The organism is Bradyrhizobium sp. PSBB068, from assembly GCA_016839165.1.
Lineage (GTDB): Bacteria > Pseudomonadota > Alphaproteobacteria > Rhizobiales > Xanthobacteraceae > Bradyrhizobium.
On sequence record CP069300.1, the window covers coordinates 6,584,997 to 6,598,022 of the forward strand.

13 protein-coding genes are annotated in these 13,026 nt (G+C 64.7%); 1 reads left to right on the forward strand and 12 read right to left on the reverse strand.

Annotated features, from left to right (window positions below; translation table 11 throughout):
• The first annotated feature begins 320 nt into the window (after positions 1-320).
• Positions 321-1,379 carry an AraC family transcriptional regulator gene (locus JQ507_30565; GenBank protein QRI69174.1) on the forward strand — a complete coding sequence of 353 codons (1,059 nt, stop codon included), beginning with the start codon at positions 321-323 and terminating at the stop codon, positions 1,377-1,379.
• Between the two features lie 59 nt (positions 1,380-1,438).
• Here JQ507_30565 and JQ507_30570 read toward each other — a convergent pair whose 3' ends face one another.
• From JQ507_30570 to JQ507_30625, 12 genes are all read right to left on the reverse strand, one after another.
• Positions 1,439-1,630 carry a hypothetical protein gene (locus JQ507_30570; protein QRI69175.1) on the reverse strand — a complete coding sequence of 64 codons (192 nt, stop codon included), beginning with the start codon at positions 1,628-1,630 and terminating at the stop codon, positions 1,439-1,441.
• 100 nt (positions 1,631-1,730) lie between these two features.
• On the reverse strand, positions 1,731-1,925 hold the full coding sequence (locus tag JQ507_30575) for a hypothetical protein (protein ID QRI73582.1): 195 nt from the start codon (positions 1,923-1,925) through the stop codon (positions 1,731-1,733).
• A 347-nt stretch (positions 1,926-2,272) separates the two neighbouring features.
• Positions 2,273-3,154, reverse strand: a complete 882-nt coding sequence (locus tag JQ507_30580) for a lytic transglycosylase domain-containing protein (protein ID QRI73583.1) — start codon at positions 3,152-3,154, stop codon at positions 2,273-2,275.
• A 59-nt stretch (positions 3,155-3,213) separates the two neighbouring features.
• Entirely contained in the window at positions 3,214-3,747 is a 534-nt protein-coding gene (locus JQ507_30585) for a YbjN domain-containing protein (GenBank protein ID QRI69176.1), read from the reverse strand.
• Between the two features lie 13 nt (positions 3,748-3,760).
• Positions 3,761-4,810 (reverse strand): peptidylprolyl isomerase, encoded by a 1,050-nt coding sequence (locus JQ507_30590; GenBank protein QRI69177.1) that lies wholly within the window; start codon positions 4,808-4,810, stop codon positions 3,761-3,763.
• Positions 4,807-5,400, reverse strand: a complete 594-nt coding sequence (locus tag JQ507_30595) for a hypothetical protein (protein QRI69178.1) — start codon at positions 5,398-5,400, stop codon at positions 4,807-4,809. The genes JQ507_30590 and JQ507_30595 overlap by 4 nt, the downstream gene beginning before the upstream one ends.
• Before the next feature lie 2 nt (positions 5,401-5,402).
• Positions 5,403-7,301, reverse strand: a complete 1,899-nt coding sequence (locus tag JQ507_30600; protein QRI69179.1) for a putative porin — start codon at positions 7,299-7,301, stop codon at positions 5,403-5,405.
• Between the two features lie 71 nt (positions 7,302-7,372).
• The gene (locus JQ507_30605) at positions 7,373-8,164 is read right to left on the reverse strand and encodes a TonB C-terminal domain-containing protein (protein ID QRI73584.1); all 792 of its coding nucleotides are present in this window, start codon (positions 8,162-8,164) and stop codon (positions 7,373-7,375) included.
• Between the two features lie 8 nt (positions 8,165-8,172).
• A complete protein-coding gene (locus JQ507_30610; GenBank protein QRI73585.1) occupies positions 8,173-8,538 on the reverse strand; it encodes a hypothetical protein in 366 nt (121 codons plus the stop codon).
• 185 nt (positions 8,539-8,723) lie between these two features.
• A complete protein-coding gene (locus tag JQ507_30615; GenBank protein QRI69180.1) occupies positions 8,724-9,128 on the reverse strand; it encodes a biopolymer transporter ExbD in 405 nt (134 codons plus the stop codon).
• Between the two features lie 5 nt (positions 9,129-9,133).
• On the reverse strand, positions 9,134-11,167 hold the full coding sequence (locus JQ507_30620) for a DUF2341 domain-containing protein (GenBank protein QRI69181.1): 2,034 nt from the start codon (positions 11,165-11,167) through the stop codon (positions 9,134-9,136).
• Positions 11,168-11,172: 5 nt separating this feature from the next.
• Positions 11,173-12,981: a ShlB/FhaC/HecB family hemolysin secretion/activation protein gene (locus JQ507_30625; protein ID QRI69182.1), complete on the reverse strand. Its 1,809-nt coding sequence runs from the start codon at positions 12,979-12,981 to the stop codon at positions 11,173-11,175.
• Positions 12,982-13,026: the final 45 nt, after the last annotated feature.

Below are 13,026 nucleotides of genomic sequence, written 5' to 3' on the forward strand. Positions count from 1 at the left end.
GAAGCCTCGCGTGACGCCCGAGATTTGTGAAGGTCCGAATCGGACATCTGCCGGGTCTCAAGCGGACAAGCTGCCCTCATCGACAGCAACGGTCTTGACCGAAACGATCCGCTTCGCCGTCTCCAGCAGCTTCTCCCCCGCTCCGCTTTTTGCTGCTCTGCAACAACAATGCCCCATTGATAAGCCTCGGATAAGGCTTGGGTTGTGCCGTGAACCGGCTATGTTTCCGCGGTGTTGGTGGGCGGGAATCGGCTTTGCCCTGCTCTCGCGATGTCCTGCTTCCGGACCGAAGGAAAGGCTGGTTCCCTTTGCAACCAACCATGCGACTGAAGAAGCCTGGGGGCTCTCGCTCCGACATCCTGACCGTCGGCACCCGCGACAAGGTCTATGAAGCGACCAAGTTCGGCGCTGTCTTCGACATGCTGGCCGGCGCCGGCGTCCCGGCCGAGGCCATCCTGCGCGACACCAACATTCCGCTGGCCGACGTCCATTCGCCGCAGGCGCGGATTTCGTTGACGCAGTTGATGACCGTCTGTCAGAACGCGCTGCGACTGTCGCGCGACCGTCACCTGCCCTATCGCATCGGCGCGTCGATCCACATCTCGACATACGGAATGTACGGCTATGCGCTGCTGTGCTGCCCGGACTTTCGCAAAGCCATGGAGTTCGCGATGCGCTACCACGCGCTCGCGGCGCCGCTGGCGGCAATCGACTTCGTCGAGGACAAGGCCGCGGCACGATGGACCATCGAACCCAATCTGCACGCGCTTGCCGATTCGACGCTCTACCGGTTCGTCGCCGAGATGCAGATCGGCATCCACATCTCGCTGATGCGCGACATCATGGGGCCGGGCTTTTCCCCCACCGAAATCACGCTCGCCTATCCGCAGGCGACGGACTTCGATCTTCCGCTCGATCATGTCGGATGCCCGGTGCGGTTCGATCAGCCGGCCAACCAGATCGTGTTCAAGGCGCAATGGCTGGATCGCAGCGCCGATCTCGGCAACAAGACGACGTATCCGACCATCGTGGCGTTATGCGACGACTTGCTGGGAGATCTGAGATTGCGCACCGGGGTAGCCGGAAAGATCCGCGCCATCCTGCTTCGCGATATCGCAAATCCGCCGACGTTCGAGGCGATCGCAAGGCAGCTCGGCATGAACGACCGGTCACTGCGGCGCCAGCTCCGCCAGCAAGGCTTTTCATTCCGCGTACTGCACGACGAGTTGCGGACCCAGATTGCCCTGAGATATCTCCGCAACACGACGCTGGCCAATGAAGACATCGCATTGGCGCTCGGGTTCAGCGACGCGGCGAATTTCAGGCGCGCGTTCCACCGCTGGACCAACAAGGCGCCGAGCGATATCCGCGGCGAATGATTCGGACTGCGGTTTCTTGCCGGCGAGGACGCCGAAAACGGTTCTCGCGCGCATGAACGTCAGTAGGCGTAGGACGTCTTGCCCGGCTGCACAGTCAGCCGAAAGGCGACATCGGTCGAGCCGTCCATCAGCTCGATCATGTGGTCACACACCAGGCAACGAAACTCACCGGCGACGCCGCCCTTCGACGTCAATTCGATCCGGCGATAGCCGGCCTGGCAATGGGGGCACGTCACGTCAGATTTTCGCATGGAATCAGCAAACCGTTGCTCTCTCTATTTTCCATATGCCCATCGTCAGAAATGTGACGGCGTCACGATCTGTTCGAGACGGACGAGAATTCCGCGTTATCTATCGATGGCTGAAAACCGGCGCCGCCGGGCGATAGGGAATCGCCGAGATCCCGAAGTTGCGGCCATATTGCTGCTGCACTGCCGGGACGTTGACCACGCCCACCTTGAGATCCGACGATTTCGCGTCGATCGGCGGCGTATTCGTTACCGGCGGATTGACCTGATCGACCTGCTTCTTCAACCGCTCGTTGATGCAGCCAAGCGAGGCCGCATCGCCGCAGCGCTCGGTACCGCTGCCACCACTGTTGCCACCGCTGCTGCTACCTCTCGCCGCAGCCCGGCCGGGACTGCCGCTGCTGTCGCGGTTGAGATTGACTGTCGGCGGCGGCGGCGTGCCGACGACGATTTCCGGCAACGGCGTGTGCTGCGGCTGCGGTGTCTGCGCTTGCGCTTGCATCGCCGCCAATCCGGCCATGGCAATCGCCAAGGTGAATGCTTTCATCGGTGCTGCTCCTTGCAGAACCAGAACTGTTTCAAACGATAGGAAGCCGAGGGAGGATATCAAGGCAACGGAATCAGCTTCGGCGACGAGCCCGCTTGCTATTTCCCTCCCCGGGCCTGGATCACAAGCGCGTTCAGCCTGGTGTTGAGCGCGACCAGATCGACGCGCCCGATGAGGCCGCCCGCGCCGAGACATTTGCGGCCGCATCCACCGCCGCCACCAGCGCGCCCGGGCTCGCCGAAGGTCGCGACCGGTACGGTTCCCGTCACGCGAAAGCCGCGGGCAAACAGCCGCGCGCGCACTGCGACGCAATAATTCACCGACAGATACGAGAAGCGGGTCTCGCCATGGCCTGCACGGTACTTCATGACTGCGGTGCACAGGTCACCACCGGCAAGGCGCCACGCCTGCGCAAGATACATGACACCGAAGTGAATGTTGTTTTCGGGAATCGCGAGCTCGGCGAGCGAGCCGGAAAAACCGAGCATGCGCGCGGTCGAGGGCAGCAGCTGCATCAGTCCGATTTCGCCGACGCCGCCGATCACATCGGGATTATAGCCGCTCTCCACGCCCATCACCGCCTCGGCGATCTCCGGCGCAAGCCCGCTTCCCGCGGCCTCCTTCTCGATCAGTGCGCGATAGCGCATCCGCGCGTCCGAAACCGCAGGCTGGCTCACGGGTGGAGCCGGCAGGTTTTTCCCGCCGGCATCCTTCGCTGTATCCTTCGCTGAATCCCTGGCCGGCGCGGCCGGCTTCGTCGTCGCCTCAGCCGGCGGCTTTGCCGTGGTGTCGACGGAAGGTTCGGCCTGCTCGACGGCGGCGAAGCGCGTACTGAATGACGGCGCCGCGCTCTCACCCCCGGCATGAACGGGCTGCGCAAGACAGAGCGCGAGTGCAAGGCCGCCAGCCGCGATGCAGGTGCCCCGACGACGCGCAGGATCGATCAGCTTCGGCCATCGGCCAAAGCTGCTCGCCTGCATCGTGGGGGCAACATCATTCATCGATCGCTTGCGGTCCTGCTGGTCGCGCGTCAGCGCGACTACTGGATGGTGGGGACCGCCTCCGCTTCCGCGGCGCGCTCGTGCGACGGCTGCTGGACCGGCGCACCGGGCTGCGGGGCAGCAGCCGCCGCGCCGTTCCGCGCGGCGAGCTTCGGCAGCTCCTCGCGCAGATAGGCGATCAGCTCCTGAACCAGCCGGTCCCAGATCTCGATCTGCGCGCGGACGAAGTTCGGCGCCACGCCGCCGGCGACGGAGATATCCATGCAGAACATCAGGAACGGATGGCTGAACTGCAGCCGTCCGAACCGCCGCGTCGTGTTCCAGCGATTGACGAGGTCGAGCGGCAGCTCACCCTGCACCTGGAGCGTGGTGACCAGCGTGGTGTCGACAAAGCTCTGTTCCTCGCCGACCAGCTGGTTTCCCGGCCGGATCTCGAAACCAAGCCCCGCGGTCGCCGAGCGCAGATAGGTCGTGTTGGCGACCGGATCGGTCAGCGTTTCGACGCGATAGCCGACGCTCTGGAAATTGTCGCGCAATCCCTCGATGGTGAGCTTGGTGATGGTCTCGGACATTCTGATCTCCGTACTACTTCTTCGATCCGTCGAGCAGGCTCGACAACGCAAGTTCATTGAGGACGGGCGGATGCTGCTTCAGCAGCTCGGCGAGATAGGCCCGGCGCATCATGGTCGACCGCTCGGAGCGGATCTGCTGCACCAGCTGGTCGCGCACCTCCGGCAAGGTGCGGGTGTAGGACGCCTTGGTGTCGATCAGCTTGATGATGTGCCAGCCGTCGTCGAGCTTGATCGGCTCGGACACGCTGTTCTTGGCGAGCCCCATCACCTGGCTGCGGATCTCCGGACGAATCTGGTTCTCGGCAACCCATCCGAGATCTGCGGCATCCTTGGCAGCGTTGTTGTCGCCGCGCGCGATCGCCGCAAAGTCCGCTCCCGGCGCCCTCAGCTTGCGCTGCACGTCGTCGAGCTCCTGCTTCGCCTTGTCTTCGGCGGCCTTGTCGCCCTCCTTCGGAGCGGCGATGTAGATCTGCGTGAGCTGGAACTGCCGCGGCATCAGGAATGCGGCGCGGTTGGCTTCATAGACCTTCTGCAGGTCGTCTTCGCTCGGGAAGCTCGCCGGCGGCGTCGACACCGATTGCAGGTAAAGCTCGACCACCGCGCCCTCGCGGGCCCGCTCGAGCTGCGCCGCGACGCTGGGTTGCTGATCCCACTTCTTCGCAACCGCCTCCTGCAGCACGAGGCGGTTGGCAAGCAGAAGCCGCACGGTCTGGCTGAGCATGGCCGGATCCTTCGCCAGCGCAGCCTGCTCGCGCGGCGCAAGTGCCGCGACATAGCTGCGCAGGTCATCGGCCGAGATGTTGGTGTCGCCGACCCGCGCGACGACATTCTCCGGAACGGTCGCGGCCTTCGGCGCGGCCGCGACCGGAGCAGCCGGCGCAGGGGTGGCGGCGGCTTGCGCCTGCGTCGCGGGCTGGGGCTGCGGCTTCCTGACCGGAGCCTGCACCGTCCGCGGCGCGGGAGCCTGCGCTTGCGCCGACGCATCGATCGGCACAACGAAAGCCGCAACGACGACGGCGAGGCCGATCGAGCAAAGCGGCTTCACGATAGGGGCGGTCGTCATGGATTCACCTTCTGATCGAGGAACTTGTCCTGGCTTTCCTGCAGCTGGTTCTGGATTTCGACCCGGCGCTGCTGGATCATCGGCTCACGCGAAACCACGATCTCGCCGATGGTCAGGTCCTTGTAGCGCTGCACCATCTCCTTGCCGGCCTTGACCAGCAGGGTGTTCTTGGCGATGCAGCTCTTGGTGCTGGCCTTGTAGGCAGTGGCCTCACCCTCGAACTTGGCGCGCTCGGCGTCCTTGGTGCGGGCGACTGTGGCCGCCTCCTCATAGGCCGACTTCCACTTCTCCAAGGTCTCGTCGCGTTCGGCGAGCCGTTGATTGAACTCGTCGACCGCGTCGCGATGTTCCTTGTCGGCCTTCTTCAGCTGCGCCTTGAGGTCATCGACCTCCTTCTTGGCCGCCGCCTTTTCGCGATCGGCGTCGGCGACTTTCGCTTGCAGCGCCGTGCGCTGGTCTTCCAGCGCACGGGTCTGCGCCGTCGCGCTGCGCAGGGCCTCGCGCAGGCGGTCGGTCTCGGACTGGGCGGATGCGGTGCCGGAGCTCAATGCTCCGACCACCATCATCAGGACAAAGAGTGCGATGCGCATGGTCAGAACTTCGCGTTGAGGTCGACTTGCAGGACGTCGACGGCATAGGGACTGCCGGCGATGCTGTTGGCGCTCATCCAGCGCAAGCTCGCCCAGACGTTCTCGCCAAGACCGATATTGCCGCCGACGAAATAGCCCTTCAGGTTGGTGCCGCCGAGACCGAAATCGGAGTCTGCGAAGGCATCGATGGTGGCATCCGACTCCAGGTATTTGTAGCCGGCGTGGACGTTCCAATCCCAGAGATGCTTGATCTCCCGGTCGCCGACCGTGACGCGGCCGAGCCAACCCTGATTGCCGCCGTTGAAGGGACCGGGCGTGTTGCCGCCATCCGGACTCGGCCCGCGATTGTTCATCAGCACGCCGTAAGTTGCGGCCGCAGCGTTCATAGTGGAGCGGCTGAACGCGGTGTTGTTGACGTACTCGCCGTCGAGCACGATGTGGGTCGGATGGAAATGTCCGAGATCGAGCTGTCCACTGACGACCACCGGGCGATATTCGCTGACCAGTCCGAAATACTGGTACAGGAAGGAGGTACCGCCATTGTTGCCGATTCCGGGGGCGTCGGCGATGATCCTACGCAGCGGGAAATAGGTATTTCCCTTCTGCGCAAAGGACGGCCGGGTGATGTCGGTGTTGCAAACGTCGGCAGCCACCTCGACGATGCAGGGGCTGGAAAGCTGGCCCTGCACATTGTCGAAGTCGTAGTAGGCGACGCCGAACCGGAACGCGTATTCCGGACTGAAGCGCGCATTGAAGCCGACCTGGCCTCCGAACAGCCACTTGTCGTGGCTCGCGTATTTGACTGGCGCCCCGGTGGCCGTATCCCCCAGGTTCTTTCCGAAGTTGAAATCGGTGTTGTAGATCGGGAATGCGCCGCCGACCGCGAACGGCGTGAAGCCTTCCCACACCTCGTGCTTGGCCTGAACGGCGAAGCCGTCGAAGCCGAGCTCCTTGTACCAGACCAGATCGGTCGGGGACCAGAACGGGTTGTCGAAACGGCCTGCCGACAGGCTCAGATCGCCATTCCAACCCTTCCAGTTGACGTAACCGCGATCGAGCCAGAGCGAATATTTCGAGAAGTTGCCCCCGCTGCCACCAAGCGTCTGGTTGGTCGACACTGGTGAATTGTTTTCGCCGGTCGCGATGCGCAAGCCAGCCGTGAACCCGTACAGCAGGTCGGCTTCCATGCCGAGCCGGCCGCGGAAGCGGAACTGGTTGCGGTCCTGCGTGGTGTCGTAGGTCGGCCCGAAATACGGATTCGAGACGAGCGAAACGTCATACGGCGAACCGGTATTGATCGCGTTGAAGTTCGCGGCGCCGGCCTGGTCGTTGCCGGTCGGGAAGTAATTGCCCTGATAGCGCACGCGCGCGTCGCCGTAGAAGCGGATGCGCTGCGCCCACTCCGGATAGGTTCCGGGCGACGCCCAGTTTTCCTTCTGTGCCTTGGCCATCACCTCCTGCTTAATCTCTTCCCGTAACTGTCTTTTGACGACTTCGGGAACGTAGGTGACGTGCCTTGTGCCGGGCGGCTGCGCCGCCGCAGCGGCTGCGGTTGCGGCCTTGGTGGCGTCGTCGGCCTTGGTTGTGGCATCCTTGGCAGCCTGGCGGGAGACATAGGCCTCGTCCTCGGCCTGCTTGATCAGCGCCTGGGCCTGGTCCTCCTTGAGGACGCCCTGCTGCACCAGCAGATTGACGAGGTTGACGGTGGCGTTCGACGATGTCGGCTTGGTGCTCGACACCTTCGGCTTCTTGGCATCGGTACGCTTCGCCGCGGCGGCGGGAGCCTGGTCGGCAGCCTGGTCCGCGGTCTGGCCCACGGCCGGCGTTGCGCAGGCGAGCGCGCCCAGCGACACCGCAAGCGGTAACGCGCGCCATTCTGCGTGAGCTCGTTTCTTAAACATCAGTCCCCCAGTTCTCACTCGCACATTTAAGTTCGTAGGTTGGTCGTTGGTCGTCTTGTCGGTTGGTCTCGTCAGCTCGGCCGGCGCGCCGTGACGCGTGTGACCACCGGCATCGGCATGTCCTTGGGTGGCGGCTCGCGCAGCGTCAGGCTGCCGATCACCTCGTTGCGAAGCGCCGCATCGACCTCCGGATTGCCGGACGACGGCGTCAGGACGACGCGGGTGACGTGGCCGGAGCCGTCCACCCAGAGCCGCACCTGGATCTGCGTCGCCATGTTGCGCGTCTTCGGGTTGGCGCGGATCGCCGCTTCGACCTGCGAGGTGATGATCGTGGTGTACCAACCCCAGCGGCTGCCACCGCCGCCGCCGCCGCCATACGGGCTGCCGCCGGGCTTGCCGCCGAGATTGAACAGATCGCCGGGTCCGGTCGGCTTGGCATCAAGCGACAGCGGACCGGGCGGCTCGTCGTTCTTGGCGTCCTTGGCCGGCTCGTCCTTCGGCTTGTCGACCGGCTTCTCTTCCTTGAATTCGGGCTCCGCCATCTTGGGCTGCTCGATCATCTTCTGCTCGGGCTGCGGCTGTGGCGGCGGAGGCGGAGGTGGCGGCGGCAGCGTCACATTGACGATGGTGAGATCGCGCACCTGGCGCGGCGGCGGCATGTCGTCGTGGCCGAGGAAGAAATAGACGATGCCGCAGAGGAACAACGCGACCACCGCCACGACCGCGCCGTAACGCAGCAGCACACTGCGCTCGCCCTTCCGGGCGGCAGCCTTGCGGGCCGGCGCTGTGGCGGAGGCGACGGCAACCTTCTGATCGTCAGCTGCCGGCGTTGTACGCGCGGCCTGCGCGTTCTGGTCCCGCATCGGCGCGTTCATGGCGCGGCCTCCACCGAGGTGCGATCGCGCAGCCTTTCATCGACATACTGCGTGACGAAGCTGGCGAGCGCGTCGAAATCCGTGGTCTTCAGGATGACCTTGGTGTCGGGACCCGCTTCGATCGCCGCATGAAAGGTCTCGACCTCGCTCAGATAATCCACATGGGCCATCTCGTCGATCGAGAGGCGGACCCACGGGCATCGCGAGATCGTCAGCCACAACGGATCGCCAGCGGGCTCGCGGCCGGCGACGTACCTGCGCAGCACGTCCGCGAGCTTCACCAGCAGGGCCTCGCCATGAAGGGGGAATGCCACCACCTCGCCGCGCGGCTCCTCGCGCAGGTCCGCTGCAACCGGCGCCAGCGGAAGCTCGGCACTGCCGCGGATCGACACCTGCGCCACGGGATCGGTGCGCGTGACGTCTGCGGCACCGCAGCCATCATCGAATGCCCGCATCATGCTGCTCAGCCAAGACCGTAGCGTCCGGCGCTCGGTCAATGAGAAAGGTGATGGCTGCGTCGTGATCATGGCGTCGCTTCTCGGCTGCCTCACTTCACGAGCGGCTTGGTGGCGAGCCCGACCTGGCTCAGGCCGATGCGGCTGAGCAGGTCGAACACGTCCATCACGCTCTGGTACTGCGCCTGCGCATCGCCGCGCAGCACCACGGGAAATTCCGGCGTCAGCGCCTTCTGCTGGATCAGCCGCTGCTCGAGCTCGGGCAGCGTCACCGGTATCGTGTCGAGGAAGATCTTGCCGTCATTGGCGACCGTGATCGCCTTAGTGGTCTGGGTCGCAAGGCTCGGCGCCGCCGAGGCCTTCGGCAGATTGACCTTCTGGCCCTGCACGGTCGCGGTCGTCATGATGATGAAGATCACCAGCAGCACGTAGGCGAGGTCCAACATCGGCGTGATGTTGATGTCGTCATAGGGTTTGGAATCGGCCTGGATCTGCATCGCCGTTACTCCGCGGCGATGCGGCGTTCGATCGGGTCCGGCCGGTCGGCGGAATAGAATTCCGCCATCTTGGTCACGAACTCGTCGACGAAGACCTGGATGTCGCTGGTCAGGTCCTTGATCCGGGAGATCAGGTAGTTGTAGCCGAACAGCGCCGGGATCGCGACGCCGAGACCGGCGACGGTCGCCACCAGCGCTGCAGCGATGCCGGGCGCGATCGCGTTGACGTTGACGTCGCCGCTGGCCGCGATCGCCGCGAAGGTGATCATGACGCCGACCACGGTGCCGAGCAGGCCGAGAAACGGACCGCCGGAGATCGCGATCGTCAACACCACCATCAGGCGGTTGAGCCGCTGCATCTCCTTGACGACGCCGCTATCGAGCGCCGCGCGGATCGCCGCGATCGAAGCCGCCGAGAGCACCGGCACGCGCTGCGGATTGTTGCCGAAGCGGTGGCGGATTTCCGCCGCGCCGATGTGATAGATGCGGTAGAGCGAGGACGAGCGCATCATCTTGGCGTCGGCCTCGGTGAGGCGTCCGCCCAGCGTCGAGATGTCGTCGGCATCGCCGCGATCCAGCATGGTGAGATCGGCGGCGATCTCACGGAAGCCCTTCATGAACTGGGCATTCGCCTTGGCCTGCCTGCTGAGATACGAGGCCCGGTCGAACATCACCACCCAGCTGATCGCGGCCATGATCAGGAGAATGCCGATCACAACCCAGCCGTCGAGCGTCACCGACTTCAGGATCACCGCGAAGTAGCCGGACAGCCAGCTGGCGGTCTCCTCGTCGACGCTGAAGGACATCAGCTTGCCCTGGTCGGGGCCCTGCCCGATCGCCATCACCTTGATCAGTCCGGCGGGCCGCGCGACCTTGCTGATCTGCAGCTCGTCGACATCGCCGACGAAGCCGGCCATGGCGGCAGCGGGCGCTGGAGCCGGAGTTGCCGCCGCGTCGGGCGTTGCCGCAGGCGTGGCGCCACCGTCCGCAGCCGACGCATCAGGGGGCACTGACGGTGTTGCTGCGGACGGGGCCGTCGCAGGCGCGATCGGAGAAGCGCTGGAGGTCGACGTGTCTCCTCCGATCAGGCCAACAGTATTGAGAGCCGGCAGGCTCGCGCTGAGCGCGGCATAGGACACGCCGTCGAGGTAGAGCGTGACCTGGCCGTTTCCGGCAACGACGGCGACATGATGCCAGCTGCCGGCCGCCACCGGTGCCCCGGCGCTCGAGCGCTGCACCGTGCCCGCCTTGGTGACTTCGATGAACGGGCTCCCATTGTCGACGCCGATGACCAGCGCGTTGGCGCCGTCACGCCGGCTGAACAGCGCGGCGTTCGGCTGTAGCGCGGCCGGCTTGATCCAGGCCGACCAGGTCAGCGCGGCGCCATCGGGCGATGCGAGCGACGGCGAGGCGGGCACGGTCACCGGAGCGCGGCCGTCGAGCCGCAAGCCGGTCCCGATCAGCGAACCGTCCGCCGGCTGGCCGACGCTTTGGGCGTTGTTGGCCCACACCGAGGAATCGATCGCCGGCGTGCCGCGCTCGTTGAAGTGATAGACCGTCAGGGTATCCGGATCGTAGGTTCCCTTGGGGTCGCTGGTCGCGAGCGCTTTCTTGTTGCCGTAATAGAGCCAGATATCGGTCCGTGCGCCCGGCGCGATGTTCGGCACCGCAACCCAGACCAGACCCTCGCCAAGCAGCGAATCGAACTTCTCGATGTGATGCTTCAGCGGCGTCTTGTCGTCACCGGCGACGAACCGCAGGTCGCTGCCGTCATCCTTTGCCGAGCTGAAGCGGAAATTGCCGACATGCAGCCGCACCAGCACCGCCGTCGCCCCGATCGGATCGGTGACGTTGGCGCCCGACGCGCTGACGTCGACCGTGATCTTCTTGCGCAGCGACCATTCGTCGTTCCACCAGGCGTTCGCCGGCGCGAGCGATGTCACCAAGGCGACGAGCCCGAACAACAATGCCGTCGCAGCGTTCGCAATGCCGCGGCGCAGCGCCGCCCGGCGCGTGCGTCGCTCGAGAGTAAGACCCATTCCCATCAGAATTCACCCCAGATTCGAAAGTTCACGCGCGGAACGTTTGCGTGCGTACCGGTTAGCAAGACTCCCGGCAGCGCGACTCCGGGAAGTCCCGGCAGCGATTCCGGTGGAGTAGTCCCCGGTACCGCGAGCACGACCATGCCGTTGAAATATTCGAACGTCTTGAAGCGCGTGCCGACGCCATAGCTCCACGCCGCGAAAGAGGACACCTGCTCAGGCAGCGGCTGCTGGACCGCCGCGTAGCCGACGTCGGCGAAGATGAAGAAGCGCCAGTCGTTGAACGTGACGAAGCGCGGCTTGCCATCACCGGTCTCGCTCTTCAGCTCGCCTTGCAGCATGCTGCCGACGTTGGGCGTGCGCAGCTCGATATTGGCGACGGCGCCGTTGTCGCCGAGCATCTCCGATTCGAGATAACCGCGAACTGTATCGAGACCGCCGAGGCTGAACTGTTCGCTCGAGACCAGCGGACCGTCCGCCATCTGTCCCTGCACCTTGCCGTAGAGCTGGAAGCCTTCCGGCAGCTCCTGGGTATGCGAGACGTCCATATTGAAATGGGTGAAGCTCGGCGAAGCCTTGTAGCGCTTCGCGTCGAACTCGTCCCAAGGGCTGCTCAGCGTCCGGATGTTGTAGGTGATGGCGGCATTGAACTGGGTCGTGAATTTCTCTTCCTGGAACGTCGCACCATAGGTCGCGACGAGAGGATAGTAGGTGACGGGTGACGAGAAACCGCCGGTACCGACCGTCACGTTCTGGTCGAAGTGCTTGTAGTCCATGCCGAGCGACAGCGTGTGGAACAGGCCCTCGCGGGTGGGCAGCGTAATCACGGCCCGTTCGCCGATGATCATACCGGGACCGACCACATTGGTGCCGCCGATCGTCGCGACATTGCTGTTCGACTTCACGCCGTAGAACAGCAGATTGAGCCAATCGGCGTTCGGTATCCGCGCCATGTAGGAGCCGGAGAACACCTCGGCGTCGCTCGGCCGTTCCGGCGCGACCTGATAGGTGAAGCTCAGCGAATGGCCGAGCTGCCACAGATTGTCGTAGTGCACGGTGGCGGAGACGCGGCTCGCCGTAGTGGAGGGCGATTGCCGGTTGTTGACTTCGAGGCTGGCGTGGAACGGCGCCTTGTCCTCGACATTGAGATCGACGTCGACGGTGCCGGGTGTCACGCCGGCACGCAACGCCGGGGTGACACGGCGATCCGGCCACTGGTTGAGCGACACGATGTCCTTGGTGACATCGGTGAAATTGGGAACACTGCCCTCCTTCAGCGAAGGCGCGCTGTCCTTGATCCGGTCGAGATCGAAATAGCGCGAGTTCTTCACCCGCAACCGCCCGACCTTCAGCTCGGACACCTTGAGGGTGACCACGCCGCCGGTCACGTTCTGCTGCGGGACCGCGACGCTGACGGTCTGGAATCCCTTGTCGTGATACGCCTTCTCCAGCGCGGCCCGCGCTTTCTCGACGTCCTCCGAAGTCTTGCCCGGACCAAGGAACGGGTAGATCGCCTCCTCGATCTCGACCTGCGGCAGCTTTTCGGCGCCCTGTACGGCGAAGTCGTCGATGTCGAAGCGCTGCAGCGGCGCGGACGGCTTTTGCGCCGGCGCGTTCGCCTGAGCCGGCTGCTTGCCCGCTGCCGGCGCTGCGGCCGCAGCCGCGGAATCCTTCGCCGCCTCCTTCGCTGCATACACCGGAACGACGGTTGCTACGGATCCAACCACGGTGAGTGCCGCAGCCGACACACGCAACCCGCCTCGGCATCGCGAACGATACCCAAAAACCCTATGATCTCTTCGACTACGCACAGACGTCCCACTCAGTTCGCGCAGATGCGCGCCATCACGACCGGA